The 25,105-nt window shown below is 73.2% G+C and carries 27 protein-coding genes; 8 read left to right on the top strand and 19 right to left on the bottom strand.

The window, feature by feature from the left end; all coding sequences use genetic code 11:
* Window positions 1-148: 148 nt before the first annotated feature.
* Entirely contained in the window at window positions 149-1,552 is a 1,404-nt protein-coding gene (locus ACZ38L_RS18200) for a hypothetical protein (RefSeq protein ID WP_465694148.1), read from the bottom strand.
* A 309-nt stretch (window positions 1,553-1,861) separates the two neighbouring features.
* Between ACZ38L_RS18200 and ACZ38L_RS18205 the strand changes: the two genes are divergently transcribed.
* The 3 genes from ACZ38L_RS18205 (at window position 1,862) to ACZ38L_RS18215 (ending at window position 5,114) form a co-directional block, all read left to right on the top strand.
* Entirely contained in the window at window positions 1,862-2,440 is a 579-nt protein-coding gene (locus ACZ38L_RS18205; protein ID WP_465694149.1) for a DUF6542 domain-containing protein, read from the top strand.
* A complete protein-coding gene (locus ACZ38L_RS18210) occupies window positions 2,433-4,076 on the top strand; it encodes an LCP family protein (protein WP_465694150.1) in 1,644 nt (547 codons plus the stop codon). Before ACZ38L_RS18205 ends, ACZ38L_RS18210 begins: the two co-directional genes overlap by 8 nt.
* A 114-nt stretch (window positions 4,077-4,190) precedes the next feature.
* Window positions 4,191-5,114 carry a hypothetical protein gene (locus ACZ38L_RS18215; RefSeq protein WP_465694151.1) on the top strand — a complete coding sequence of 308 codons (924 nt, stop codon included), beginning with the start codon at window positions 4,191-4,193 and terminating at the stop codon, window positions 5,112-5,114.
* 4 nt (window positions 5,115-5,118) lie between these two features.
* Here the strand turns inward: ACZ38L_RS18215 and mutM are convergent, their stop codons facing one another.
* The 10 genes from mutM to ACZ38L_RS18265 form a co-directional block, all read right to left on the bottom strand.
* On the bottom strand, window positions 5,119-5,985 hold the full coding sequence (gene mutM / locus ACZ38L_RS18220) for a bifunctional DNA-formamidopyrimidine glycosylase/DNA-(apurinic or apyrimidinic site) lyase (RefSeq protein ID WP_396567226.1): 867 nt from the start codon (window positions 5,983-5,985) through the stop codon (window positions 5,119-5,121).
* A 15-nt stretch (window positions 5,986-6,000) separates the two neighbouring features.
* Window positions 6,001-6,774 carry a ribonuclease III gene (gene rnc / locus ACZ38L_RS18225; RefSeq protein ID WP_465694152.1) on the bottom strand — a complete coding sequence of 258 codons (774 nt, stop codon included), beginning with the start codon at window positions 6,772-6,774 and terminating at the stop codon, window positions 6,001-6,003.
* A gap of 19 nt (window positions 6,775-6,793) precedes the next feature.
* Window positions 6,794-6,967 (bottom strand): 50S ribosomal protein L32, encoded by a 174-nt coding sequence (rpmF, locus tag ACZ38L_RS18230; protein WP_030263933.1) that lies wholly within the window; start codon window positions 6,965-6,967, stop codon window positions 6,794-6,796.
* A gap of 2 nt (window positions 6,968-6,969) precedes the next feature.
* Window positions 6,970-7,614 (bottom strand): YceD family protein, encoded by a 645-nt coding sequence (locus ACZ38L_RS18235; protein WP_465694153.1) that lies wholly within the window; start codon window positions 7,612-7,614, stop codon window positions 6,970-6,972.
* A gap of 179 nt (window positions 7,615-7,793) precedes the next feature.
* A complete protein-coding gene (locus ACZ38L_RS18240; protein WP_465694154.1) occupies window positions 7,794-8,987 on the bottom strand; it encodes a cell division initiation protein in 1,194 nt (397 codons plus the stop codon).
* A gap of 214 nt (window positions 8,988-9,201) precedes the next feature.
* Window positions 9,202-9,693, bottom strand: coding sequence for a pantetheine-phosphate adenylyltransferase (gene coaD, locus ACZ38L_RS18245; protein WP_396567235.1), 492 nt, complete (start codon window positions 9,691-9,693; stop codon window positions 9,202-9,204).
* A 17-nt stretch (window positions 9,694-9,710) separates the two neighbouring features.
* The gene (gene rsmD, locus ACZ38L_RS18250) at window positions 9,711-10,325 is read right to left on the bottom strand and encodes a 16S rRNA (guanine(966)-N(2))-methyltransferase RsmD (protein WP_465694155.1); all 615 of its coding nucleotides are present in this window, start codon (window positions 10,323-10,325) and stop codon (window positions 9,711-9,713) included.
* Window positions 10,326-10,406: 81 nt separating this feature from the next.
* Window positions 10,407-10,919 carry a hypothetical protein gene (locus tag ACZ38L_RS18255; RefSeq protein ID WP_465694156.1) on the bottom strand — a complete coding sequence of 171 codons (513 nt, stop codon included), beginning with the start codon at window positions 10,917-10,919 and terminating at the stop codon, window positions 10,407-10,409.
* Window positions 10,920-11,012: 93 nt separating this feature from the next.
* Window positions 11,013-13,235, bottom strand: coding sequence for an ATP-dependent DNA helicase RecG (gene recG, locus ACZ38L_RS18260; protein WP_465694157.1), 2,223 nt, complete (start codon window positions 13,233-13,235; stop codon window positions 11,013-11,015).
* Window positions 13,236-13,271: 36 nt separating this feature from the next.
* A complete protein-coding gene (locus tag ACZ38L_RS18265) occupies window positions 13,272-14,978 on the bottom strand; it encodes a DAK2 domain-containing protein (protein ID WP_465694180.1) in 1,707 nt (568 codons plus the stop codon).
* Window positions 14,979-15,180: 202 nt separating this feature from the next.
* Between ACZ38L_RS18265 and rpmB the strand changes: the two genes are divergently transcribed.
* Complete coding sequence (gene rpmB / locus ACZ38L_RS18270) at window positions 15,181-15,366, top strand: 50S ribosomal protein L28 (protein WP_035846000.1); 186 nt, start codon at window positions 15,181-15,183, stop codon at window positions 15,364-15,366.
* 165 nt (window positions 15,367-15,531) lie between these two features.
* Here the strand turns inward: rpmB and thiD are convergent, their stop codons facing one another.
* From thiD to ACZ38L_RS18285, 3 genes are all read right to left on the bottom strand, one after another.
* Window positions 15,532-16,353, bottom strand: coding sequence for a bifunctional hydroxymethylpyrimidine kinase/phosphomethylpyrimidine kinase (thiD, locus tag ACZ38L_RS18275; RefSeq protein ID WP_465694158.1), 822 nt, complete (start codon window positions 16,351-16,353; stop codon window positions 15,532-15,534).
* 24 nt (window positions 16,354-16,377) lie between these two features.
* A complete protein-coding gene (locus tag ACZ38L_RS18280) occupies window positions 16,378-17,403 on the bottom strand; it encodes an ATP-dependent 6-phosphofructokinase (protein WP_465694159.1) in 1,026 nt (341 codons plus the stop codon).
* A gap of 124 nt (window positions 17,404-17,527) precedes the next feature.
* On the bottom strand, window positions 17,528-18,487 hold the full coding sequence (locus tag ACZ38L_RS18285) for a thiamine-phosphate kinase (protein WP_465694160.1): 960 nt from the start codon (window positions 18,485-18,487) through the stop codon (window positions 17,528-17,530).
* Window positions 18,488-18,712: 225 nt separating this feature from the next.
* Between ACZ38L_RS18285 and ACZ38L_RS18290 the strand changes: the two genes are divergently transcribed.
* Both ACZ38L_RS18290 and ACZ38L_RS18295 read left to right on the top strand, forming a co-directional pair.
* On the top strand, window positions 18,713-18,946 hold the full coding sequence (locus tag ACZ38L_RS18290) for an Lrp/AsnC family transcriptional regulator (RefSeq protein WP_465694161.1): 234 nt from the start codon (window positions 18,713-18,715) through the stop codon (window positions 18,944-18,946).
* A gap of 19 nt (window positions 18,947-18,965) precedes the next feature.
* The gene (locus ACZ38L_RS18295; protein WP_465694162.1) at window positions 18,966-19,490 is read left to right on the top strand and encodes a DUF3515 domain-containing protein; all 525 of its coding nucleotides are present in this window, start codon (window positions 18,966-18,968) and stop codon (window positions 19,488-19,490) included.
* Between the two features lie 70 nt (window positions 19,491-19,560).
* On the opposite strand, the gene ACZ38L_RS18300 is transcribed toward ACZ38L_RS18295, so the two are convergent.
* From ACZ38L_RS18300 to ACZ38L_RS18310, 3 genes are read right to left on the bottom strand one after another with little or no spacing between them, the layout of a single operon-like run.
* Window positions 19,561-20,718, bottom strand: coding sequence for a D-alanine--D-alanine ligase family protein (locus tag ACZ38L_RS18300; RefSeq protein ID WP_465694163.1), 1,158 nt, complete (start codon window positions 20,716-20,718; stop codon window positions 19,561-19,563).
* Window positions 20,719-20,758: 40 nt separating this feature from the next.
* Window positions 20,759-21,760, bottom strand: a complete 1,002-nt coding sequence (locus tag ACZ38L_RS18305; RefSeq protein WP_465694164.1) for an NAD(P)H-dependent glycerol-3-phosphate dehydrogenase — start codon at window positions 21,758-21,760, stop codon at window positions 20,759-20,761.
* A complete protein-coding gene (locus ACZ38L_RS18310; RefSeq protein WP_465694165.1) occupies window positions 21,757-22,581 on the bottom strand; it encodes a lysophospholipid acyltransferase family protein in 825 nt (274 codons plus the stop codon). Before ACZ38L_RS18310 ends, ACZ38L_RS18305 begins: the two co-directional genes overlap by 4 nt.
* A gap of 236 nt (window positions 22,582-22,817) precedes the next feature.
* Between ACZ38L_RS18310 and cofC the strand changes: the two genes are divergently transcribed.
* Both cofC and ACZ38L_RS18320 read left to right on the top strand, forming a co-directional pair.
* On the top strand, window positions 22,818-23,504 hold the full coding sequence (gene cofC / locus ACZ38L_RS18315; protein WP_465694166.1) for a 2-phospho-L-lactate guanylyltransferase: 687 nt from the start codon (window positions 22,818-22,820) through the stop codon (window positions 23,502-23,504).
* A 10-nt stretch (window positions 23,505-23,514) separates the two neighbouring features.
* Window positions 23,515-23,733: a hypothetical protein gene (locus tag ACZ38L_RS18320; RefSeq protein WP_465694167.1), complete on the top strand. Its 219-nt coding sequence runs from the start codon at window positions 23,515-23,517 to the stop codon at window positions 23,731-23,733.
* Window positions 23,734-23,860: 127 nt separating this feature from the next.
* On the opposite strand, the gene ACZ38L_RS18325 is transcribed toward ACZ38L_RS18320, so the two are convergent.
* Window positions 23,861-24,541 (bottom strand): HU family DNA-binding protein, encoded by a 681-nt coding sequence (locus ACZ38L_RS18325; RefSeq protein WP_465694168.1) that lies wholly within the window; start codon window positions 24,539-24,541, stop codon window positions 23,861-23,863.
* A 133-nt stretch (window positions 24,542-24,674) separates the two neighbouring features.
* Window positions 24,675-25,022, bottom strand: a complete 348-nt coding sequence (locus tag ACZ38L_RS18330) for an SCO5555 family protein (protein WP_465694169.1) — start codon at window positions 25,020-25,022, stop codon at window positions 24,675-24,677.
* Between the last annotated feature and the right edge of the window lie 83 nt (window positions 25,023-25,105).

Genomic DNA, 25,105 nt, shown 5'->3' on the forward strand with positions numbered 1-25,105 from the left:
GCAGAGACAACTACCAAAAAGCCTCCCGACACCGGGTCGACCCCCCCCCCCCCCCCCCCCCCCCCCCCCCCCCCCCCCCCCCACCCCCCCCCCGGGGCCCCACCGGCGGTCGCCGGTGGGGCCCCTGGCCAGGTCCGGTGGCCGCGGCTCAGAAGTCGCCGCCCCCGAAGTCCCCGCCGCCGAAGTCGCCGCCACCGAAGTCGCCGCCACCGAAGTCGGAGCCGCCACCGAAGTCCCCACTGCCGAACCCGCCGAAGTCCTGGCGGGCGAAGTCGCCACCGGAGAAGTCGCCGCCCTCGTACTGCTCCTGGCCGCCGCCCTCGTACCCGCCCTGGTAGCCGGGGGCGGCCCAGGCGTCACCGCCGGAGAAGACCGAGCCCAGCACGGTGCCGAGCAGCAGACCGGGCAGCAGCCCAGAACCGTAGCCGCCGAAGTACCCGCCGGCCCACGGGCCGTACGCGGGGCCGGCGTTCCAGTACGGCTGCGGCCCCTGCTCGGTCTGGACCGTGCGGATCGCCGGGTCGAGGCCACTGGCCAGCCGCTGGCCGTCGGCCGCGCAGACCGGGACGGCCCGGGCCGCGCCGCCGGCCGGCGCCCAGTCGGCGTCCCGCACCGAGGGACCGTGCCGCGGGTCGAAGAAACACGGCGGGCGACGGTCCGGCAGCGGCCGGCCGTCACGCCGGGCCGCCAGGGTGGCCAGCGCGAACCGGCCGTCCTCCAGCGCCTCGGTGACCGCCTTGACGTCCGCCGGCTCCTTGGCGGCGTCCATGGTCCGCTTGGCGGTCTCGTACGCGTCGAGGGCGTGCGTGTAGTCGGCGCGCTGGACGTCGTCCGCGTCGGCGGCGCCGGGGTCGAAGTCCAGCCGCTCCAGCTCCTCGCCGAAGGCGGTGATGTCCTCGTCCACCACCGTGCGCAGCTGCCGCAGCTCGGCGGCCCGCTGCTCGGCCTTGCGCTTGGCGGACCGCCGGTACAGCAGGAAACCGCCCGCGCCGGCCAGCGCCAGCACCGCCAGCGGCACGATGATCATCGCCGCGCCGATCCCGGAGGAGGACTCCACGCCGTGGCCCTTGACCTTGGGCGACGCGTTGCCGACGAAGTCGGTCAGGGTGCCGTTGACGTCCCCGGGGTGCGAGTCGTAGGCGGCCTGCGCGTAGTTCTGCGCGGTCGCCGTGGCCAGCGCGACCCGGTCACTGCGGACCGCGAAGCGGTCACCGCGCCAGATCGCGTAGACCCCGGTGATGCCGGTCTTGGTCCGAAGGTCCTGGAAGACCGTGTTCGACGGGTACTGGTCGGTGGCCGGGACCACCGCGACGAAGATCGGTTTGTCAGCACTCCTGATCTTCGAGGTCAGCGCGTCGGCCTGGGCCTGCGAGAACTGCCCGGTCATCGCCGGGTCGACGAAGACCTTGCCCTGCTTCAGAGCGGCGGAGGCGGCGTCGAGCCCGCCCGCGGCGGAGGCCGTACCGGGCACCAGCAGGAGCAGCAGCCCGAGCAGCACGGCCGGCAGCGCGACCGCGCCGGCCGCCCGGGAGCGGCGAAGAACGATTCTCATGCCCCCAGACGCTACCGGGACGAATCCGGCATTCGTCGGAGCACCGTCCGCCCGTACGGGGCATTGGATCATCGGTTCGATCCCCAACTTGCCCTAGAGTCACGTGGATTGGGACCCTCCTACAGCACGGACCAAGGATTGTTCAAAACTCATACTCTTACGCAAGTGTTACGTTCAGACCGCTCCGGGGAACCGTCAGTCCCGCGCCAGGCGTCCGGACGCTTGCAAGATTGCGCAACTTTCGAAAGTGTCGGCGAACTGCCGACACGGCCGCCGGCGCCGCCGGCCGATCGGACGAGGTAGGAACACATGGCAGGCCAAAGGGCGGGCGTGCCCGCCGGGGAGGCTCGGGCCCGGGCCGACGTACCGGGCCCGCGGCGCGGGCAACGCGGCAGGGGCACCGAGCCCCGGGATCCGGGCCGCGCCGCCGTCGACCGGTCCGGCGGACGCGCGGCCGCCCGGGCGCGCAGCCGGCGGGCCGGCCAGCAGACCCGCGCCGCCGCTCCGACCAGGGGCGGCCCGGCGCTGCTGGCGGTCGGGCTACCGCTGCTGGGTGCGCTGGCCGACGAGCTGACCGGCTCGACGCCGGGCTGGATCTTCGGCGTGCTGACCGTGCTCGGTACCGCCGGCGCCGCACTGCTGTCCGGCCGGGACGGCTGGTGGTGGGTGCTCACCGCCCCACCTCCGGTGGTCCTGCTCTGTACGGCCGTAACCGAGCTGCTGGCCCACTCGTCGAAGTACCGGAGCACCGAGGCGCTGGCGACCGGAGCCGCCCGCTGGGCCATCCACGGGTTCCCGGTGATGGTCGCGGCGGTGCTGGCGGCGGCGGCCGCGGTGCTGGTCCGGGTGGTGCGAGAGAGACGAGAAAGGGGAGGCCGTCGTGGCTGAACAGAAGGACAGCGGCCGAGCCGGCCGCGCGGCACGCCGGCCGGCCGGGGCAGGGACCGGCGGCGGGGTGCAACGGGGTCAGCGGCGCAACCCGGTGGTGATCGCGGCCCGTACGGTCGCCTGCGCCACCTCGCTGGCCGTCCTCGGCACCTGCGGCTTCACCTGGTACGCCTACCAGTCGCTGACCAACGGCCTGACCACCTCCAGCGCGCTGGACGACCTCAAGAAGGGCGCCCCACCGCACCTGGACAACTCGGTCAACCTGCTGCTGATCGGCCTGGACAGCCGGAAGGACATGAACGGCAACGACCTGCCCGGCCAGTTCGTCCAGGACGAACTGCACGCCGGCTCCAGCAGCGACGTCGGCGGCTACAACACCAACACCCTGATGGTGATGCACATCCCGGCCAACGGCGGCCAGGTCACCGCGCTCTCCATCCCGCGCGACGACTACGTGCAGACCGCCGGCGCCGACGGCAGGATGCACAAGATCAAGGAGGCCTACGGCATCGCCAAGTCGATGGCCGAGAGCAAGCTGGCCGGCAAGGGCCTCTCCAAGGCCGAGCTGGAGCGGCAGGGCCGGGAGGCCGGCCGCAAGGCCACCCTGGCCACCGTGCAGAACTTCCTCGGCATCCCGATCGACCACTTCGCCGAGGTCAACCTGCTCGGCTTCTACGACATCGCCAAGGCCGTCGGGCCGATCCAGGTCTGCCTGAACCACGCCACCAAGGACCCGGCCATGGAGGGCCAGGGCTCCGGTGCCGACTTCCACGCCGGGCTCAACACCCTCAACGCCGCCCAGGCGCTCTCCTTCGTCCGCCAGCGGCACAACCTGACCAACGGCGACCTCGACCGCACCCACCGCCAGCAGGCCTTCATCTCCTCGGTCATCGCCAAGCTGAAGGGCCAGGGCGTGATCGGCGACCTGGGCAAGATGCAGCAGCTGTTCGACGTGATCAAGCAGGACGTCGTGATGGACGACCGGTGGAACGTGCTGGACTTCGCCCAGCAGGCGCCCAACCTCTCCGGCGGTCACATCGAGGCGAACACGCTGCCGATCTCCGGTTTCGCCAAGGTCAACGGCGAGGAGGTCAACACGGTGGACCCGGCCCAGATCAAGCGGATCGTCCAGCAGCTGACCGGCCACGACCCGGCCCCGGCCGGCGGCGGCAACGTGGCCGACGCCCCGGGGGGCGCCGCCGACGCCTCCGCCCCCGCCGACCCACCGTCCGCCTCGCCGTCGCCGGCGAAGGCCGCCCCGGGCACCGTGGACGTGATCAACACCTCCGCCGTCCCGGGCGCCGCCGGTGACGAGTCCAGGGCGCTGGTGGCGCTGGGTTACGGCCAGGGGCGGATCAGCCAGGGTCCGCGCCAGACGAGGACCACCGTGAGCTACGGCACCGGGGCCAAGGAGGCCGCCGACCAGATCGCGGCCCGCTACAACGTCACCGCGGTCCCGAGTTCCACGGTGCGTGTGGGCCACGTCGAGGTCGCCCTGGGCGCCAACTACACCCCGGCCGGCGGCGGGTCGAGCGGCCCGTCCGGCGACGGCTCCGGGACGTCCACCGATCCGGCCGCCGGGATCCCGATGCAGGGACCCCCGGTGAAGATGGGCGGCATCCCCTGCGTCAACTGAGGCCAGCCGCGGACCGGGGCGGTCCATGATCCGCACCGGGCTTCTCCGGTCCGTCCTCGACAGGGCATAGTGGGATCATTCGCCCTTCTTCATTCCCTCCGATCGGAGTACTAGGTGATCATCGGCCTCGTGACCGCCGTCGCGGCGTCCGTCTGTTACGGCACCGGCTCGGTGCTGCAGGCGGTCGGCTCCCGCCGATCGGCCCGCGAGGAGGCCGCCGCGGCCGGCCCGGCGGAGCAGCCGCTGGTCACCGAGCACGGCGGCCCGAGCCTGGCCTCCACCGCCAAGGCCGTGGTCACCTGGGAGTTCATCCTGGGCACGGTGCTCGACCTGATCGGGTTCCTGCTCGGCGCGCTGGCCGCCCGGCTGCTGCCCCTCTTCCTCTCGCAGACCGTGATCAGCGCCAACCTGGTGATCACCGCGCTGCTCAGCATCAGGCTGCTCGGGATCCGGCTCAAGCGGCCCGAGTGGGCCTCCATCGCGGTGGTCTGCGCGGCGCTGGTGGCGCTCGCGGTGGCCGCCGGCCCGGAGGGCACCGGTACGGTGCCGATGCCCACCCACTGGTGGCTGCTGCTGGTCTCGGTGGTGCTGATCGCGGGCGGCTCGCTGGTGGTGCGCCGGCTGGGCGCCAGTGGCGCGATCGTGGCCGGCCTGCTCTCCGGCCTCGGTTTCGGCGCGCTCGGCATCGGGGTGCGGATCCTGGACGGCTTCGACCCGTTCAACCTCGGCCAGTTGGTCGGTGACCCGGCCCTGTACGCGATCCTGGTCGGCGGTCTGGGCGGGATGTACCTGCACACGGTGGCGCTGCAGCTGGGCTCGGTCAACGGCGCCACCGCCGCCCTGGTGGTCGGCGAGACCGTGGTGCCGGGCGTGATCGGGGTGCTCTGGCTGCACGACGCCGCCCGGGCGGGCTTCGCCTGGCTGGGTGTCGCGGGCTTCCTCTTCGCCGTGGTCGGCGCGGTCGCGGTGGCCCACTTCGGCCAGGCCGAGGAGTTCCACCCGGCCGCCCACGCCGAACCCGAGCTGGCCAGGCGGTAGCCGGCTACTCGCCACCGCGCGGGCGGGGGACCCGCTGGCAGCGCGGGCAGTAGTAGCTGGAACGGTTCATCCAGGCGGCGCGCCGGATCGGGGTCCCGCAGCGGTAACAGGGCTCGCCCTCGCGGCCGTAGGCGTCCAGCGAGCGCGAGAAGTAGCCGCTCTCCCCGTTCACGTTGACGTAGAGGCTGTCGAAGCTGGTGCCGCCGACCGCGAGCGCCGCGGTCATCACCCCGCGGGCGTTGGCCAGCAGGGTGGCCGCCAGCGGGCGGGTGAGGGTCGCGGTCGGGCGGTCGTAGTGCAGCTTGGAGCGCCAGAGCGCCTCGTCCGCGTAGATGTTGCCGACCCCGCTGATCAGCGTCTGGTCCAACAGGGCACGCTTGACGGTGGTCCGGCGGGCCCGCAGCGCGGTGTAGAAGGCCTGGTCGTCGAAGGCCGGATCGAGCGGGTCGCGGGCGATGTGGGCGAGCGAGCCGGGGGTGCCCTCGGTGTCGTCCGCCTCCTCGACCGCCAGGCCGCCGAAGGTGCGCTGGTCGACGAAGCGCAGCTCGCGCCCGCCGTCGGTGAACCGGAGCCGGACCCGCAGGTGGGTCTCGTCGGGGGTGGCCGGGTCCTGGACCAGCAGCTGGCCGCTCATCCCGAGGTGGCCGAGGAGCGAACTGCCGCCGTCGTCCAGCGGCAGCCAGAGGTACTTGCCGCGACGGCGGGCCGGTCCGAGCGTGCTGCCGGTGAGCCGGGCGACGAAGTCGGCCGGGCCGCCGGGCTGGCGGCGCACCGCGCGCGGGTGCAGGACCTGCACCTCGGCGACCGTCCGCCCGGTCACCCAGCGCTCCAGTCCGCGCCGGACGACCTCGACCTCGGGCAGTTCGGGCACCGCAAGCCCCCAGAGTCAGGCGGCGGGCGTCTGCGGCTCGCCGTACTTTTCCTTGATCGCACGCCAGGCGCTCTCGGCGGCCTTCTGCTCGGCCTCCTTCTTGGAGCGGCCGGTGCCGCTGCCGAAGGCCTCGCCGGCGACCCGCGCGGCGGCGTTGAAAGTCTTCTCGTGGTCCGGACCGGACTCCTCGACCACGTACTCCGGCACGCCGATGCCCACCGAGGCGGTGAGCTCCTGCAGGCTGGTCTTCCAGTCCAGGCCGGCACCCAGCCGGGAGGACTCGGCGATCAGCGGGTCGAACAGCCGGTGCACGAACTCGGTGGCCGAGTCCAGGCCCTGGTCCAGGTAGATCGCGCCGATCACGGCCTCGACGGTGTCCGCGAGGATCGACGACTTGTCGCGGACACCGGTACCCTCCTCGCCCTTGCCGAGCCGGATGAAGGTGCCGAGTTCCAGGCCGCGGCCGACCTCGGCGAGCGCGCGGGAGTTGACCACCGCGGCGCGCAGTTTGGCGAGCGTGCCCTCCGGGACATCCGGGTGGATGCGGTAGAGGGTGTCGGTCACCACCAGGCCCAGCACCGAGTCGCCGAGGAACTCCAGGCGCTCGTTGGTGGGCAGTCCACCGTTCTCGTACGCGAACGAGCGGTGGGTCAGGGCACGTACCAGAAGGGCGCGCTCAAGTGTGTACCCGAGGCGCCCTTCCAGGACGTCGTATGCGGTCGAAGCCGGCCCGCCGCCCTTCCCCCCATTGCTGGGAGACGACTTGCGGGAGGAGTTACCGTCCGACATCGATCCTCGCACCCGCCGATCAGACCGAGAGGACCTGGCGACGGTTGTACGTGCCGCAGCTCGGGCACGCGATGTGACCCAGCTTCGGCTCGTGGCAGCGGTCGCACGCCACGAGGGCCGGGACCGCAGCCTTCCACTGCGAACGGCGGTGGCGCGTGTTGCTGCGCGACATCTTCCGCTTCGGAACAGCCACGGCTACTTCTCCTGGTTCTCGGCGAGACCCTCACGGGTGTCGCTGTTCGTGTTTCCGTCACCCTCGTCGCCGGGGGCGGCGGAGAGTCCCTGCAGAGCCGCCCACCGGGGGTCGACGGCATCGTGGTGGTGGTCCGGGTCGTCGCTCAGCCGCGCTCCACACTCGGAGCACAGGCCCAGGCAGTCGTCCTGGCACACCGGCTGCAGCGGCAGTGCGAGCACCACCGCGTCCCGCAGCACCGGTTCGAGGTCGAACAGGTCGCCCTCCAGCCGGTAAGTCTCTTCCTCGTCCTCGTCGGACAGCCCGTCCTCGGCGCCACCGCGGACCCGGCCGCGGTCGTCGGTCTCCGGGTAGTAGTACAGCTCCTGGAAGTCCACCTCGAGGTCGTCCTCGACCGGCTCCAGGCAGCGTACGCACTCGCCGGTGACGTGGGCCTCGGCGGTCCCCGTCACGAGCACGCCCTCGATCACCGACTCCAGGCGCAGTTCCAGCGCCATCTCGCTGCCGACCGGGACACCGATCACGTCGATGATGCCGAAGCCCTCCGGGGCCTCGAAGGTCCGGCTCACCTTGCGCAGGGACCCCGGGCGACGGCCGAGCTCGTGCGTGTCGAACACGAGCGGGTCGCGGTGGTCGAGGCGGTTCAAGGTGTCCTGACTTCCTACGGCGGGCGCATCACTGCACGGCGCGGGCGGTTCGACGGGTTGGTCCGGGTGCCACGCAACTGGTGCGCGGGCAGCCGAACGGTCCGGCAAGGAATGGCCGGAGTGGTCAGACTACCCGAGAGCGAGCCCAGGCCCAAAGTCGGCCCACCCCGGCGGGAGCCTCAGCGACCGCCCAGCTCCCGCAGCCGGGTCATGTCGATCATGCTGGTGTCGAAGAAGCTGGTCTCGTCCAGGCTCGCCTGCTGCGGCGACTGGGCGTGCTGCGGGTAGCCGGCGGCCTCGCCCTGCTGGCCCCAGGGCGCGTAACCGGGCTGCGACGGGTAGGCCGGCTGCTCCTGCGGGTAGCCGGCGGCGTCCGGCTGCTGCTGGCCCCAGGCGCCGCCGTACGGGTCGGCGGGCTGCTGGTAGCCGGCCCCGTCCGGCTGCTGCTGGGCCCAGTGGCTCGCGTACGGGTCGGCCTGCGCGGCCGCCGGGTCGTAGCCGGCGTAGATCTCCGGGTAGTCGCCGCCGGGCTGCTGCTGGTAGGGGTCCTGAGCCGGGTAGCCGGCCGCCGGGGCGTAAGGGGCCTCGACGGGGGCGGCGCCCTGCCAGCCGGCCTCGGTCGGGGTCTGCTCGGGCCAGCTCTGCTGCTCCGGCACCTCGCGGTACCAGGGCTGCTCCTCCTCGTCGGCGAAGCCGGCGGCCACCGCCTCGGCCCGGTCCTTCTGCTGCTGGGCCTCGTCGGCGGCGGCCAGGTAGGCGCCCAGCTCGTCGATCGGGGCCTTGCCGAGCAGCTTGTCGCGGCCCCGGCCGACCGCCTCCAGGGTGCCGCTGAGCACCGCCTGGAGGGTGGCGAGCTTCACATCGACGTACTCGTCGACCTCCGGGCTCGGGCTGCTGCCCGGCTGGAACTCCTCGCCGTCCTCCGGCTCCTGACCGGCGGCGCCGCGCAGCTTGTCCCGACCCCGGCCGACCGCGCCCAGCGTCTTGGTGAGCACGACCTCGAAGTTGGCCAGCTTGCTGTCGACGTAGTCGTCCGCCTCCTGGCGCTTGACGGCGACCTCCTCGCGCGCCTCGGCCAGGATCCGGTCCGCCTGGGCCTGCGCCCGGCGGACCACCTCGGTGTCGGAGATCAGCGAGCCGCGCTCGGCGTGCGCGCCCTGGATGATCCGCTCCGCCTCACCGCGGGCGTCGGCGACCACCTGCTCGTGGTCGGCCATCACCGACTGGGCCTGGGCCAGCTCGGCCGGCAGGGCCGCACGCAGCTCCTGGAGCAGGCCGACCAGCTCGGCCCGGTTCACCACGCAGGAGGCCGACATGGGCATCGCGCGGGCGTTCTCGACCACGGCGACGATCTCATCGACTTTGTTCTGCACGTCCACGGGCGTCCGTCTTTCCGTGTGCCGCCGGTACGGGCGGAAGGCAGCGGGTCCGGCGGCACCAGAACCGACTCTGGGTCACCGCTGGGCGGGAGTACCGACTGTACGTCCCCCGCGGGGTGCGGTGACAACGCCGTGCGCGGTGCCGCCGGCGACAAGACGGACAGACCGTGACAGACCACCAGGACCCGGGCGGCGCGCGGAACGGCCGTCAGCTGGCCGCGGCGCGCTCCGCCAGCCGCTCCACGAGCCGGGCGTGCACCAGCGGCGGGATCAGGTGCGAGACGTCGCCCCCGTACGAGGCGACCTCCTTGACCAGCGTGGAGGAGAGGAAGCTGTAGGTCGGCGAGGTGGGCACGAAGAGCGTCTCCACCCCGGTCAGACCGCGGTTCATCTGCGCCATCTGCAACTCGTAGTCGAAGTCGCTGACCGCCCGCAGGCCCTTGACGATGGCGGGGATCCCGCGGTCCCGGCAGAAGTCGACCAGCAGCCCGTGGTGCGACTCGACCTGGACGTTGCCGTAGCCCGCGGTGGTCTCCTCGATCAGCGCGATCCGCTCGTCGACCGTGAAGAGCCCCTGCTTGTTCTTGTTGATCAGTACCGCGACGTGCACCACGTCGTAGAGCTGGGAGGCCCGCTCGATGATGTCGAGGTGACCGTTGGTGATCGGGTCGAAGGAGCCCGGACAGACGGCACGGCGCATGAGGTCTGGTGTCCCTTTCAGTCGTTCGCCCGGCGGGCGTCGGCCTCGGCGGCCTGGCCGTACCAGAGCGTGCCCTCGCCGTACCGGCGCGAGCGCAGCGCTACGAAGCCCCCGGGCCAGCCGAACTCGCCGCCCCGGGTGCTGCGTTCCACGGTGACGAGTGCGTCCTCGGTGATCCAGCCCCCAGCGCGGAGTGTGATCAGCATCTCGCGCAGCGCCTCGTCGGTGACGACGTACGGCGGGTCCAGGAAGACCAGGTCGTACGGCTCCTCGGGCGGCCGGCCGGCGAGCACCCGCTCGGCACGGTCCGCCCTGACCTCGGCACCGGGCAGGTCCACCGTCCGGACGTTGGCCCGGATCACCCGGGCCGCCGCCGCGTCCGCCTCGACCAGCAGGACGTGCGCGGCGCCGCGCGACAGCGCCTCCAGACCGACCGCGCCCGAGCCGCCGAACAGGTCCAGCAGCCGGGCGCCGGCCAGCGACCCGCGCAGCGCCTCCAGGGTGGAGAACATCGCCTCGCGGGCCTTGTCGGAGGTCGGTCGGGTGCCCCGGCCGGGCGGTACGGCCAGCCGGCGGCCCCCGGCCGCCCCGGCGATCACGCGGGTCATGGTGTCCTCTCTGGTCTTGACCATGACCACGCTATCGGGGGCGGCCCGCGGCGGCGTCCGCAGGGCCGCCCGACCAGCGGTCCCACGGTCACCCGTTCGGTGGCGCTACTCCGCGGCGGCGGCCGCCCCCAGCAGCGCCGGGGAGGCGTAGCGGGACCAGGAGAGGCAGCCGTCGGGCGGGCAGTACTCCGGCCGGCGCGGGTCGTGGCCCAGCTCCCGCAGCTTGGTGCGGACCGAGTCGGGCGTCCGGCCGAACCGGGCGGCGATCCGGGCGATCGTCTCGCCCTCGTGGAAGCGCCGGGCCAGCTCCTCCTCGTGCTGCGGGACCCAGGGCGCGCCGTGTCCGGGGTAGAGCTCGCGCAGTACGTCGCGGTCGGGGATCGGCTCGGCGACGTCGGCCACGATCGCCAGCGCCCGCAGCGCCCGGTTGAGCGCGATCCGCAGGCTGGCGACGTCCTCCACCGGGAGGCGCAGCCGGCCGGCGGCCAGCGGGCTGGCGGCCGATCCCTCACGCCAGCCGGTCAGGGTGAGGGTGACCTCCCGGTCGTCGTCGCTGGCGAGTTCGACCCGGAACACCTTGTCGCCCAGCGGGAGCTCGTTGAGATGACGGAATGCCATGGCAGGACCCCCAAGTGTCGTGCCAGGAACGCAACTTGACCTGCGCCCTGAACACCTCCATTGTCTCCCGGGGCACTGACAACCGGCCGTCCGTCAGCCCTTCTCCAGATACTCGGCGCGCTCCTCGTCGAGCATCCCGGCCAGCGCGGCGCGCAGGTCCGGATGAGCCGCCAGCTCGGGGTCGGCGGCGACCAGGGCGGCCGCAGCGGCCCGGGCCTCGGCGATCACCTCCTCGTCCGCCAACACCGAGAGCACCTTCAGCGAGGACTTCACCCCGGACTGCGCCTGGCCGAGCACATCGCCCTCGCGGCGCTGCTCCAGGTCGATCCGGGACAGCTCGAAGCCGTCCAGGGTGCCGGCCACCGCGTCCAGCCGGGCCCGCGCCGCGCTGCCCGCGGGCATCTCGCTGACCAGCAGGCAGAGGCCCGGCGCGCTGCCCCGGCCGACCCGACCGCGCAGCTGGTGCAGCTGGGAGACGCCGAACCGGTCGGCGTCCATGATCACCATGGCGGTGGCGTTCGGCACGTTCACCCCGACCTCGATCACCGTGGTGGCCACCAGCACGTCCACCTGGCCCGCCGCGAAACGCCGCATCACGTCGTCCTTGACCTCCGGCGCGAGCCGGCCGTGCAGCACCTCCACCCGCAGCCCGGCCAACGGCCCGGTGGCCAGCTGCTCGGCGGTCAGCACGACGGCCAGCGGCGGCCGCCGCTCGTCGCTGCCGGCGCCGAGGTCCTCCGGGTCCTCCTCCTCGGCGACCACCGCGCGCCGCTTCTTCTTCGGTTCCTCCGGCTCGTCACCGATCCGCGGGCAGACCACGTACGCCTGGTGGCCCTTGGCCACCTCCTCGCGGATCCGCTCCCAGGCCCGGGCCAGGAAGTTGGGCTTCTCCACCGAGGGCACCACGTGGCTGGAGATCGGCGAGCGGCCGGCCGGCAACTGGTCCAGCACCGAGGTCTCCAGGTCGCCGAAGACCGTCATGGCCACCGTGCGCGGGATCGGGGTGGCCGTCATCACCAGCAGGTGCGGCGGCTGCCCGCCCTTGGCGCGCAGCGCGTCCCGCTGCTCGACGCCGAACCGGTGCTGCTCGTCGACCACCACCAGGCCGAGGTCCTGGAACTGCACCTTGTCCTCGATCAGGGCGTGCGTGCCGATCGCGATCCCGGCATCCCCGCACGCCATGTCGAGCAGCGCCTGGCGGCGGGCCGGAGCACCCATCGAGCCGGTCAGCAGCGCGACCCGGGTGCCGACCTCGGCCCCACCGAGCATCCCGGCCTCGGCCAGCTCCCCCATCATCTCGACGATCGAGCGGTGGTGCTGCTGGGCGAGCACCTCGGTCGGCGCCAGCAGCACCGCCTGCCCGCCGGCGTCCACCACGGTCAGCATCGCCCGCAGCGCGACCAGCGTCTTGCCGGAACCCACCTCGCCCTGGAGCAGCCGGTGCATCGGGTGCTCGGTCGCCAGGTCGGCGAAGATCTCGGCGCAGACCGCCTGTTGGCCCTCGGTCAGGGTGAACGGGAGCTTGGCGTCGAAGGCGTCCAGCAGTCCGCCGGAGCGGACCGGACGGGCCACGGCCGGCCGCGCCGCGTCGGCGGCCCGGCGCTGCGCCAGCGCGACCTGCAACACGAACGCCTCGTCCCAGCGCAGCCGTTGCTGGGCGCGCTCGCGCTCGGCGTGGTTGCGCGGGCGGTGGATGAGCTCCAGCGCCTCGGGCAGTGGGATCAGGCCGTGCTCGGCGCGCAGTTCGGCCGGCAGCGGCTCGCCGACCTCGGCCCAGCCGGTGCCACGCAGTCCGTCGAGCACCGTCTCCACGCACAACGACAGCTTCCAGCTGGGCAGTTGGGCGCTGGCCGGATAGACCGGAATGAGCCGGCCGGCGAACTTCCGCGCGGCGCCGTCGTCCGCGTCCTCGTCCAGCAACTGGTAGTCCGGGCTGGCCAGTTGGCGGGTCCGGTTGAAGACGCCGACCTTGCCGGCGAACAGCCCCTGGGCCCCCGGGCGCAACTCCTTCTGCCGCCAGCCCTGGTTGAAGAAGACCAGGGTCAACCGGCCGCGGCCGTCGGTGACCACCACCTCCAGCCGGTCCCCGCGGCGCTGCCGGAACGGGATCAGGGTGACCTTCTCGATCTTCGCCAGCACGGTGACGTGCTCGTCGATCTCCAGGTCGTCCAGGCTGGTCAGCTCACCGCGCTCGACGTAGCGGCGCGGGTAGTGGTGCAGCAGGTCGCCGACCGTGCGCAGGCGGAGGCTGTCGGCGAGCACCTTCGCGGTGCGGTCGCCGACCAGCTTGGTCAGGGGTACGTCGAGTGCGGCCATCACGCCTATTGGACACCACCGCACCGACGAGCCGGGTCACTCCACCCCGATGAGCAGCGGCGCGCTCTCCTGGCCACCGGTGAAGACCACGGTGTCCACCTCCGGGCGCTGCCGTCGGGCGTGCGCCACCAGCTGCTCGGCCAGGCCGTCCGGGGCGCCCCCGCCGAGCACCAGGGTGACCAGCTCGCCACCGGCCGCGAGCATCCGGGAGAGCACCTCGGCGCCGGTCGCGCCGATGCTGGCGCCGATCACCGCGACGTCCCCGTCGATCAGCCCGAGCACGTCGCCGGCCTGGCAGACCCCGGCCATCGTCCAGGACTCGCCCTCGGCGACGGCCAGCTCGGCGTACCGGGTGGCGCCGGCCGCGGAGGTCATGGCGACCACGTCCTCGTCGAACCGCCGGGCCGCCTCGTGCACCGCCAGCGCCGCCAGGCCCTGCACCGGCGAGCGGGTGGGCAGCACGGCGATCCGCACCCCCTCCTCACGCAGCTGGTCGGCGGCGGCGCCCGCGGTGGCCCGCAGCTCGGGGTCGTTGAGCAGCACGATCACCTCGCGGGCGGCGCACCGGCGGACCGCCGCGGCCAGCTCGGCACTGGACGGAGGCGCGTCCGGGTCGGCCGGCAGCACCGCCGAGCCGGCCCGGGCGCAGAGCTCGGCCAGGCCGGCACCGGCCACCACGCTGAGCACCGCCCGGGCGGCGGGCTCGGCCGGTGCGGCGCCACCGGAACGGGCCTCGGCCTCGGCGAAGTGGGTGATCCGGATCCGGTGCGGGCGGCCCGCCTCCACCCCGGCCTCCACCGCCGCACCCGCGTCGTCCACGTGCACGTGGACGTTCCACAGCCCGTCGCCGCCGCCGATCACCAGCGAGTCGCCGAGCGCCGCCAGCCGCCCGCGCAGCGCCGGCAGCGCCCGGTCGGGGGCGTCCAGCAGGTAGATCACCTCGAAGGCCGGGTGGCCGGGCAGCCGGGGCGGCTCGGCGCAGCGCTCCACCGTGGTGAGCTCGCCGAGGTCCTCGCCCAGCGCCACCGGGCCCATCGGCCGCTGGCCGGTGACCGCGTCGGCCAGCGCGCCCAGCACCGCCACCAGACCCCGGCCACCGGCGTCCACCACGCCGGCCCGGGCCAGCACGTCCAACTGGTCCGGGGTGTGCAGCAGCGCCCGCCGGGCCGCGTCGTGCGCGGCGCCGGCCACCTCGGCCAGCCCGCCCGCGGCCCGGCCGGCCTGCTCGGCGGCGCCGGCCGCGACCGTCAGCAGGGTGCCCTCGACCGGGACGTCCACCGCCTGGTACGCCGACTCGCTGCCCCGGCGCAGCGCCTCGCGCAGTTGCTCCGGACCACCACCGTGCTCGGCCAGCACCTCGGCCGCCCCGCGCAGCAGCTGGGCCAGGATCACCCCGGAGTTGCCGCACGCCCCGAGCTGCGCGCCGCGGGCCATCGCCCGGATCGCGGTGGCCAGCCCGGGCTCACCGCCCGGCTCCTCGCCGGCCGCCTCGAAGCAGCGCTCCACCTCCGCGGTGGCGCACTCCACGGTCAGGTAGAGGTTGGTCCCGGTGTCCCCGTCCGGCACCGGGTAGACGTTCAGCGCGTCGATCTCCTCGCGGGCCTGGCCGAGGGCGGACAGCGCGAGCCGGCACCAGGTGCGGACGGCGGAGGCGTCGAGCGTGTCCAACACCGGGTCTCCTCCAGGTGAACGCGACGGGAACGGGCCAGGGTGTCCCTGGCAGGTTATCGGGGGATTGCCCAGCCCAGCGCCGGTTCCCGGGCGCGGAGCGATCAAGGGGCTCCACATGGTAGTTTCGTCGAACGGGAGTAGCCGATGTATGCTGCTCCGGTTGCCTGGAACAACCCGGGCTCACCCCTTGACGCGATCCGGTCCACGCGAGTGGCTCGGGGGCTTCTCCCGGGGTTTTCGAACGTAAATGATCTGAAGTCTTGGAGTGACTCCTGTGGCTGCCAACTGCGACGTCTGCGGCAAGGGGCCGGGCTTCGGCAACAACATCTCCCACTCGCACCGCCGTACCCGCCGTCGTTGGAACCCCAACATCCAGACGGTGCGCGCTGTGATCGGGCGGACGCCGAAGCGGCTCAACGTGTGCACCTCGTGCATCAAGGCCGGTAAGGTCTCGCGCTGACGCGCAGACCGGCATGCCGGTCCTCCGGGAAACCGGTTCATCCTCGGATGAACCGGTTTTCTGTTTCTCCACGCCCTTTCCGGGCCGCTGGACGTCCACGCCGCCGGGCTGACCGTCCACGCCACCGTGCGGTGGGGGCCCGCCGCCGGGCCCCCACCAACACGCTCAGCCGCGCTGCCGCCAACCGTGGTCGACCGGACCGATCCCGGCACCGAGCGCGAAGCCGGCCCGGATCGCGCCGGTGACGTACTCCTTGGCCGCCGCCACCGCCCCGGGCACCTCGCGGCCCTTGGCCAGCTCGGCGGCGATCGCGCTGGCCAGCGTGCAGCCGGTGCCGTGGGTGTGCCGATTGTCGTACCGCGGGGAGCGGAACCAGTGCTCGCCGCCGTCCGCGCCGACCAGCAGGTCGGCCGCCTCGCCCGCCAGGTGCCCACCCTTGACCAGCACCCAGCGCGGGCCGAGCGCCAGCAGCGCCTCGGCGGCCGGCCGCATCCCGCGCTCCTCGGTCACCGTCAGTCCGGTCAGCTGGGTCACCTCGTGCAGGTTCGGGGTGACCAGGGTGGCCACCGGCAACAGCCGCTCGCGCACCGTGGCGACGGCCTCCGCCGCGAGCAGCGGGTCGCCGTGCTTGGAGACCCCGACCGGGTCCACCACCACCGGCGCCCCGACCCCGGCGAGCAGCTCCGAGACCGTCTCCACCAGCTCGATCGAGGCCAGCATGCCGGTCTTCACCGCCTGCACCCCGATGTCGTCGACCACGCTTCGGAACTGCGCCCGGACCGCGGCCGCGGGCAGCTCCCAGTAGCCTTGGACGCCCAGCGAGTTCTGCGCGGTGACCGCGGTGATCACGCTCATGCCGTGCACGCCGAGCGCCAGCATGGTCTTCAGGTCGGCCTGGATCCCGGCTCCGCCGCCGGAGTCGGAGCCGGCCACGGTCAGCACGCGGGGCGGGGCGACGGCGGGCGTGGAAGGAGTGGTGTCGGACATGCCGCCCAACCTACCCGGCCCCGGTCAGAGCACGGCCTCGGACTCCATCCAGCGGTCCGGCGGCACGGTCTTCAGCCGGGTCACCGCGTCGGCCACCGGGACCAGCTCGATCTCGTTCCCGCGCAGCGCGGTGAAGTGGCCGAAGGCGCCCTTGTGCACGGCCTCCACCGCGTGCCAGCCGAACCGGGTGGCCAGCACCCGGTCCCGGGCGGTCGGGGTGCCGCCGCGCTGGGTGTGGCCGAGGATCACCGGGCGGGCCTCCTTGCCGAGCAGGTCCTCCAGCTCGTGCGCGAGCCGGGTGCCGATCCCGCCGAAGGTCTGGTGGCCGTACTGGTCGACCGTGCCGTGGTCGAAGCGGAGCGTGCCCGGCATCGGCGCGGCGCCCTCGGCGACCGCGATGATGGCGAACTTCTTGCCGCGGTCGAAACGCTCCTCGATCATCCGGGCCACCGCCTCGATGTCGAAGGGCTTCTCCGGGATCAGGATGCCGTGCGCGCCGGCCGCCATGCCGGCGGTCAGCGTGATCCAGCCGGTGTGCCGGCCCATCAGCTCGACCACCATGACCCGCTGGTGCGACTCGGCGGTGGTCTTCAGCCGGTCGATCGCCTCGGTGGCCACGTGCACCGCGGTGTCGAAGCCGAAGGTGACGTCGGTGGCGTCGATGTCGTTGTCGATGGTCTTCGGCACCCCGACCACCGGCAGCCCGGCGTCGCTGAACAGCTTGGCGGCGGTCAGCGTGCCCTCGCCGCCGATCGCGATCAGCGCGTCGAGGCCGAGGTTGCCGGCCAGCGTGCGGGCGTTCTGCACGGCCCAGAGGATCTTGTCGCGCTGGACCCGGGCCGAGCCGAGGATGGTGCCGCCCAGGGTCAGCAGGCCGGTCACGTCGTCGTGGCCGACCGTCCTGGCCCGACCCTCGATCAGGCCCAGGAAACCGTCCTCGATCCCGAGGATCTCGTCGCCGTGGACGTCCAGGCCCCGGTGGACCACCGAGCGGATCACCGCGTTGAGGCCGGGGCAGTCGCCGCCGCTGGTCAGGACACCGATTCGCATGCTGGCTGTGCTCTCCCGCCGAACAATCCGGACACTACTGACAATCAGCGCAAGCCTACGCGCTGCGCCGGGTGTGGTGACCGCCCCACCGACGACGCGGTGCGGCGGGAGGAAGCATGCCGGGTCACTCGGTGAAGTGGTCCCAGCCCCCGGTGCGCTCCCAGGGCGCGCCGTCCACGGTGACCCGGCCACCGGACCGGGCCGGGCCGGTCACCTCGCCCACCACCCGCCAGCGGGCTGGCAGTTGCACGCTCGGCGGGAAGGTCGCCACGATCGCGTGGTCCTCGCCGCCGGACAGCACCCAGACCAGCGGGTCCACTCCGACTGCCTGGCCGATGTCCGCCATCTGCGCCGGGACGTCGAAGTCGGCCGCGCGCAGGTCGATGTCGACCGTGCTGGCCGCCGCGACGTGTCCCAGGTCGGCCACCAGGCCGTCGCTGACGTCGATCATGGAGGTCGCGCCCAGCTCGGCGGCGGCCGGCCCGGCATGGTACGGCGGCTCGGGCCGCCGGTGCGCCTCGACGAAGGCGCGCGGCGAGCGGAAACCGCGGGCCAGCACGGTCAGGCCGGCCGCCGACCAGCCCAACCAGCCGGTCACCGCGACCACGTCGCCGGGCCGGGCGCCCGAGCGGCGCACCGGGGCGCGGCCCTGCAGATCACCCAAAGCGGTGATGGCCAGCGTGATGGTGTCGCCGCGCACCACGTCGCCGCCGACCACCGCGGCGCCCGCCACCTGGCACTCGTCGCGCAGGCCGTCCATCATCTCGGTCGCCCAGGTGGTCGGCAGGTCGGCGGGGGCGACCAGACCGAGCAGCAGCGCGGTCGGCACCGCGCCCATCGCGGCGACGTCGGCCAGGTTCTGCGCGGCCGACTTGCGGCCCACGTCGTAGGCGGTGGACCAGTCCCGGCGGAAGTGCCGACCCTCGATCAGCACGTCCGTGGTGGCCACCACCCGACCGTCCGGCGCCTGGACCACGGCCGCGTCGTCGCCCGGTCCGAGCTCCACCGCCGGAGTGATCGGCAGCCGGGCGGTGAGCTCCCTGATGAGGCCGAACTCGCCGAGTTCGCCCACGGTCCCCTGCATGTGCCGTCCTCTCCTGCGTCCCTGTCCCGCGTCCCCCGGCGGGGGTGCGGCGCGCTCCCCCGCGCGAAGCGTACGCCTCTGGTGGGCATCGGGGTCTCCCTCCCGGGCCCCCTGCGCGGTAGCGTGGTGATCCAGCCCTGTGCGTGCCCGCCCACCACCACCCACCCCGTGCGGGCCGCCGGGTCGAGTCGCGAACCACCACCCCCAGGCGCCGGGAGGTCCTCCGTGGTACAGGCATACATCCTGATCCAGACCGAAGTGGGCAAGGCGACCGCCGTCGCCGAAGCGATCAGCAAGGTCGGTGGCGTTCTGCTCGCGGAGGACGTCACCGGGCCGTACGACGTGATCGTCCGCGCCGAGGCGGGCACCGTGGACGACCTGGGGCGGCTGGTCGTCGCCCAGATCCAACAGGTCGAGGGCATCACCCGGACCCTGACCTGCCCGGTGGTCCATCTGTAACCGCGGTTACCATCGGCCGGTGTCCGCACCAGCCCGGTTGAACCGTCTCCTGCAAGTGCTGCCGGCCCCCGTGAAGTGGCTGGCGGTGCCCGTCGCGCTGGCCGGCTGCCTGGTGTACCTGCTCGGCAGCTGGGCCGGCCCGCAGCACGTGGCGGTGCCCGCGCCACCCGCCGACCAGCGCGGCTACTGCCTGGCGCTCGCCGAGGCACTGCCCGGCGACGTGCAGGGCCACGGCCACGCCTCGATCACGCCCGTCTCACCGCTCACCGCGGCCTGGGCCAGCAGCCCGGCCACCGTGCTGCGCTGCGGCGTGCCGGTGCCCGAACTGCTGATCCAGCACCCGGAGGCGGACTCGATCGGCGTGAACGGGGTCAACTGGCTGATCGACCAGCGGTCCGACGGCGACGTGCTGTTCACCACCATCCAGCGCGACGCCAACGTCGAGGTGCTGGTCCCGCACGGCGCCTACCCGAACCCCACCGACCCCTTGCCGGCCATCTCCGACGCGGTCTCGAAGACCGTCCCGTCGCAGTTCCCGCAGTAGCCGGCGGAGCGGTGACCACCGAAGTGAGAAGCGCCCCGCGGACCGCGGGGCGCTTCTGGCACGGAGCGGGTCAGCGCAGCCCGGTGGAGCGGCGCAGCGCGGCCTGCAGCAGCCGGTCGATCAGCTCGGCGTAGGGCACCCCGCTGGCCTCCCACATCTTGGGGTAGGCCGAGATCGGCGTGAAGCCGGGCATGGTGTTGATCTCGTTGACCACCCAGCGGCCGTCGGTGAGCAGGAAGAAGTCCACCCGGGCCAGCCCCTCGCAGCTCAGCGCCTCGAACGCGGCCACCGCCTGCCGGCGGATCTCGGCGGTCTCGTCCTCGGTCAGCTGCGCGGGGATCCGCACCTCCGAGGAGTCGATGTACTTGGCCTCGAAGTCGTAGAACTCGAAGTCGCCGCCGACCAGGATCTCGGCCGGCACGCTGGCCCGCGGACCGGTCGGGAACTCCAGCACCGCGCACTCGATCTCGCGGCCCTCCAGCATCGCCTCGACGATCACCTTGGGGTCGTGCCGGCGGGCCTCCTCGATCGCCTGGTCGAGGTCGGCGAGGTCCTTGACCTTGGTGATCCCGATGCTGGACCCGGCCCGGCAGGGCTTGACGAAGACCGGCAGGCCCAGCTCGGCGACCCGGGCCCGGGCGGCGGCGCGGCCCTCCTCTCCCTCCCAGTCGCGCGGCCGGATCACGGTGTACGGGCCGACGCCGATGCCGAAGGACTCCAGCACCCGCTTGGTGTACTCCTTGTCCATGCCGACCGAGCTGGCCAGCACGCCGGAGCCCACGTAGGGCACCCCGGAGAGCTCCAGCAGGCCCTGCAGGGTGCCGTCCTCGCCCCACGGGCCGTGCAGCAGCGGCAGCACCACGTCCACGTCGCCGAGCGCCTTGGGCGCGGAACCGGGCTCGCTCCAGACCACCTCGCGGGAGGCCGGGCTGGTCGGCAGCGCGACCTGGCCCTCCGCCTGCTCGGCGATCTGCGCCACGTCCGGCAGCCGACCGTCGGTGATCGCCATCCGGGCCGGTTCGTCGGACACCAGGGCCCAGCGGCCCTCCTGGGTGATGCCGATCGGCAGGACGTCGTACTTGGTCCGGTCGATGGCCTTCAGCACGCTGCCGGCCGTGGAGACCGAGATGGCGTGCTCGGAGCTGCGGCCGCCGAAGACGATCGCGACGCGCGGCTTGCGCCCGTCGCGGGCGGGATCCTGCTGCGGGGAGGTCGGTTCGATGCTCATATCGGAGGTGAGACTACCGTGCGATCCGTTTGGTTCCCGGTCAGCGCCGCTCGGGCTTGGCCGAGCGGGCCATCAGCTGGGCCAGCACCTCCTGGGTGGGCCGCCCGTGGTGCACCACGTCCACCACCGCCGAGACGATCGGCATGTCCACCCCGTTGCGCCGGGCCAGGTCCAGCACCGACTCGCAGGACTTGACGCCCTCCGCGGTCTGCTTGGTGACCGCCACCGTCTCGGCCACCGTCATCCCGCGGCCCAGGTTGAAGCCGAAGGTGTGGTTGCGGGAGAGCGGCGAGGAGCAGGTGGCCACCAGGTCGCCCATCCCGGCCAGGCCGGCGAAGGTGTACGGGTCGGCGCCCAGCGCCACCCCGAGCCGGGTGGTCTCGGCCAGGCCGCGGGTCATCAGGGTGGCCTTGGTGTTGTCGCCCAGACCCATCCCGTCGGCCATCCCGACCGCCAGGCCGATCACGTTCTTGACCGCGCCGCCCAACTCGCAGCCGATCACGTCGGTGTTGGTGTAGGGGCGGAAGTACGGCGTGTGGCAGGCGGTCTGCAGCCGCTTGGCGACCGCCTCGTCCGCGCAGGCGACCACGGTCGCGGCCGGCTGCCGATTGGCGATCTCCCCGGCCAGGTTGGGACCGCTGACCACGGCGACCCGCTCCGGGCCGACCCCGGCCACCTCGCCGATCACCTCGCTCATCCGCTTGGCGGTGCCGAGTTCGATGCCCTTCATCAGGCTCACCAGCACGGTCCGCGGCCCCATCAGCGGCGCCCAGGACGCCAGGTTCTCGCGCAGCGTCTGCGAGGGCACCACGAGCACCGCGAAGTCCGCGCCGGCCAGCGCGACGGCCGGGTCGGTGGTGGCGGTGACCGTCTCCGGGAGCTGGACCCCCGGCAGGTAGTCGGGGTTGCGGTGGGTGCCGGCGATGGTGTCCACCAGCTCCTTGCGACGGCCCCAGAGGGTCACCTCGCAGCCGGCGTCGCCCAGGATCATCGCGAACGCGGTGCCCCAGGAGCCGGTTCCGAACACAGCGCAGCGGGTCACAGCTCGTCCTCCTGGTCGGTGCCGTCCGCGGTGGCCCCGGCCCGGTCGCGGCGGGCGGCGTTCCGCGCCCGGGCGGCCCGGCGCAGGTCGTAGCGCTCGGCCGGCGCCTCCTCGCCGCGGATGCCGGCGAGCACCTCGGTGATCGCCGCCATGATGTCGTCGGTGGCCTCGCGCAGCACCTGCGCGGTGAGTTCCCGGCCCTGGTAACGGCTCAGGTCGACCGGCGGGCCGGCCACCACCTGCACCCGGTGCCTCGGGAAGAGGCTGACCTTGGCCTTCTTGCCGCCCAGACCGCGGCCGTAGGGCGGGAAGATCTCGTGCGCGCCCCAGTGCGCGACCGGGATCACCGGCGCGCCGGTCATCAGGGCCACCCGGGCGGCGCCGCTCTTGCCGGTCATCGGCCACAGGTCCGGGTCCCGGGTGATCGTGCCCTCGGGGTAGAACTGCACCACCTGGCCGTTGTTGACGGCGTCGATGGCGGCCCGGAAGGCCCGCGCGGCGTCCGTGGAGTCGCGGTAGACCGGGATCTGACCGGTCTTGCGGAGCATGAAACCGATGAACGGCACGGTGAACAGCGAGGACTTGCCGAGCATCCGGGGCGGCCGGCCGCTGTTGTACTGGAAGTGCGCGTAGACCACCGGGTCGATCACCGAGTTGTGGTTCACCACCGTCAGATAGCCGCCCTCCTTGGGGAGGTTCTCCCAACCGCGCCACTCGGGCTTCACCAGAGCGGTCGTCACCGGCTTCACCAGGACCGCGGCGAAGCGGTACCAGATTCCGTAGTCGGCGTTGCCGAAACTGGCGTACGAGCGGCGGGCCACCCCTGCTCCTCCTCGCGTGGTGCGGCACGTGGGGTGCCGCGGGTTCGGTACGTGGTGTCGGTGCGTCGCGTCCGGGCTCGCCGGTCCTCGGTGCCGGGCGACCCCGTCATCCTCTCGGTGGCGGCGTGGTCTGTCGAGCAGGGTCGGTCGTGGGTCCGCCACGAGTGACCAATCGCACGTCGGGCCCGGTACGGCCGGCTGGCGGACGCTCCCGGACCGGCGCGACAATGACGCGGATGACCCAGCACACCGTACGCCCACTCCTCCCCGCCCGGCGGAACCGGTCGTCCGGGTGGTCCCTGGTGCTACCGCTGAAACCGCTGACGCAGGCCAAGAGCCGGCTCGCCGAACACGCCGGGACACAGCGTCCCGCGCTGGCGCTGGCGTTCGCGCTGGACACCGTGCTGGCCGCGCTGAGCTGCCCGCTGGTGGCCCGGGTGCTGGTGGTGACCAGGGACCCGCTGGCCGGCGAGCGGCTGGCCGAACTCGGCGCGCTCCCGGTGGCCGACGAACCGGGCGGCGGTCTCAACCCCGCGCTGGCGCACGGTGCGGCGCACGCGCGGGAGCTCGCCCCGGACGCGCCCCTCGCCGCGCTCTCCGCCGACCTGCCCGCGCTGCGGCCCGCGGAGCTGGCCCGGGTGCTGGCCGCGGTGCCGGCGACCGGGCGGGCCTTTCTCGCCGACTCCCCCCGCGTCGGCACCACCCTGCTGGCCTGCCGCCCCGGCCAGCCGCTGGCCCCGGCGTTCGGCGGCGCCTCACGGGCCCGGCACGCGGCCGGCGGCGCCGCCGAACTGCCGCTGCCCGATGTGCCGTCGGTGCGCCGCGACGTGGACACCGCGGCCGACCTCGGCGAGGCGCTGACCCTCGGCGTCGGCCCGCACACCGCGGCGCTCGCCCCGGCGCTGGGGCGGGCCGGTCGGTAAGGTGACATCCATGCAGGCCACCGCGTTCACCTTCGACCCCGCGACCCGTTCCGGCTCCGTGCTGCTGGACGACGGCACGCCGGTACCCTTCGACGCCGCCGCGTTCGACGCCGGCGGCCTGCGCCTGCTGCGCCCCGGCCAGCGGGTGCGGATCCGCGTCGAGGGCGAGGGCGAGTCCCGCCGGGTGGTCTTCGTGACCCTGCAGACCTTCGACGACCCGGGCGCCTGACGCCTCCTCAACCGCTCCGGGTCAGGCGCGCGTTCGGCCCGGCATCCACCGTCAGAACCGCCGCGGGGCGGGACCGGATCCCCGGTCCCGCCCCGCGGCGGTTGGTGCGGCTGCGCCGCCCACGCGACTACTTCGCGGCGGTCTTGCGCGCCGTGGTCTTGCGGGTGGTGGTCTTCTTGGCCGGCGCGGTCTTCTTCACCGCGGCGGCCTTCTTCGCCGTGGTGGCAGCCGCCTTCTTCGCCGGGGCGGCCTTCTTGGCAGCGGCGGTCTTGGTGGCGGCGGCGGTCGTCTTCTTGACCGCGGCGGTCTTCTTCACCGCGGCGGTCTTCTTGACGGCGGCGACCTTCTTCGCCGGGGCGGCCTTCTTGGCAGCGGCCTTGCGGGCCGGGGCGGCGGCCTCGGTGACGGCGGCGCCGGCCGCGGCGGCACGCTTGGTGGCGGCGCGCTTCACGGCGGCGGTGGTGCCGGCCTTGCCCGGGGTCAGCGAGCCCTTGGGGGCCTTCTTGACCGAGGGACCCTCCTTCGGCAGCTTCTTGCTGCCGCTGACCAGGTCCTTGAAGCCCTGGCCCGGACGGAAGCGGGGGACCGAGGTCTTCTTGACCTTGACCCGCTCGCCGGTCTGCGGGTTACGGGCGAAGCGCGCCGAGCGCTCCACCTTCTCGAAGGTACCGAAGCCGGTGACCGAAACCCGGTCCCCGGCCACCACGGCACGCACCATCGTGTCGAGCACTGCGTCGACGGCCTCTGCGGCAGCCTTGCGACCACCCAGCTGCTCGGCCACCGCTTCGACAAGCTGAGCCTTGTTCACGTCTTCCCCTTCAGAAACGGGCGACGGATGAATCCATCCGTTCAATTCGCACGTTAGGCATGTATTTGCGGACTTTCAATTACCAAACGCGCGAATCACCCTAGTGTCGCAATGGATTTGCGCGTCTGCGACCTCAGACGACGGGCGGGCGCCCCTCGTCGAGGTCCTGCACAAAGCGACTCAACCGCTGGGCCGCCGCCGGGAGATCGCGCTTGGCGGTCTCGGTGACGATCAACAGTTGCCGGGTGAGAGCGGTCTTTGCCTCCGCGGAGACGTGCAGCGCCTGCACGCGGGCGTGAGCCTGCTTCAACCGCTCTGCCACAAGCGCGTAGAGCGCCGCGACTTCCGGGTCGTCCGGTGCCTCATCGGGTGAGGTGCCGACGTCCGGCCGATCGTCAATTCGACTCTCGGCTTCCCGGGCCACGAACTCGGCCGACGCGGGATCGCCGCCCGCGTACGGTGGTTCATGGTGCCGGTGCATGCTCCGATTGTGCCATCAGTTCGGAGTTGCGACGCGTCGGCCCCATCCGGGGAGTAATCCCGGAGGGTATCCGGGGCGTCTGA

The sequence above is a fragment of the Kitasatospora sp. NPDC024654 genome (assembly GCF_055559155.1).

Coding starts and splice junctions, on each gene's coding strand:
- ACZ38L_RS18200 (WP_465694148.1), bottom strand. CDS start 1,552: ATGAGAATCGTTCTTCGCCGCTCCCGGGCGGCCGGCGCGGTCGCGCTG.
- ACZ38L_RS18205 (WP_465694149.1), top strand. CDS start 1,862: ATGGCAGGCCAAAGGGCGGGCGTGCCCGCCGGGGAGGCTCGGGCCCGG.
- rnc (WP_465694152.1), bottom strand. CDS start 6,774: ATGTCGGACGGTAACTCCTCCCGCAAGTCGTCTCCCAGCAATGGGGGG.
- coaD (WP_396567235.1), bottom strand. CDS start 9,693: ATGCGCCGTGCCGTCTGTCCGGGCTCCTTCGACCCGATCACCAACGGT.
- rsmD (WP_465694155.1), bottom strand. CDS start 10,325: ATGGTCAAGACCAGAGAGGACACCATGACCCGCGTGATCGCCGGGGCG.
- ACZ38L_RS18255 (WP_465694156.1), bottom strand. CDS start 10,919: ATGGCATTCCGTCATCTCAACGAGCTCCCGCTGGGCGACAAGGTGTTC.
- recG (WP_465694157.1), bottom strand. CDS start 13,235: ATGGCCGCACTCGACGTACCCCTGACCAAGCTGGTCGGCGACCGCACC.
- thiD (WP_465694158.1), bottom strand. CDS start 16,353: ATGTCCGACACCACTCCTTCCACGCCCGCCGTCGCCCCGCCCCGCGTG.
- ACZ38L_RS18280 (WP_465694159.1), bottom strand. CDS start 17,403: ATGCGAATCGGTGTCCTGACCAGCGGCGGCGACTGCCCCGGCCTCAAC.
- ACZ38L_RS18285 (WP_465694160.1), bottom strand. CDS start 18,487: ATGCAGGGGACCGTGGGCGAACTCGGCGAGTTCGGCCTCATCAGGGAG.
- ACZ38L_RS18300 (WP_465694163.1), bottom strand. CDS start 20,718: ATGAGCATCGAACCGACCTCCCCGCAGCAGGATCCCGCCCGCGACGGG.
- cofC (WP_465694166.1), top strand. CDS start 22,818: ATGACCCAGCACACCGTACGCCCACTCCTCCCCGCCCGGCGGAACCGG.
- ACZ38L_RS18320 (WP_465694167.1), top strand. CDS start 23,515: ATGCAGGCCACCGCGTTCACCTTCGACCCCGCGACCCGTTCCGGCTCC.
- ACZ38L_RS18330 (WP_465694169.1), bottom strand. CDS start 25,022: ATGCACCGGCACCATGAACCACCGTACGCGGGCGGCGATCCCGCGTCG.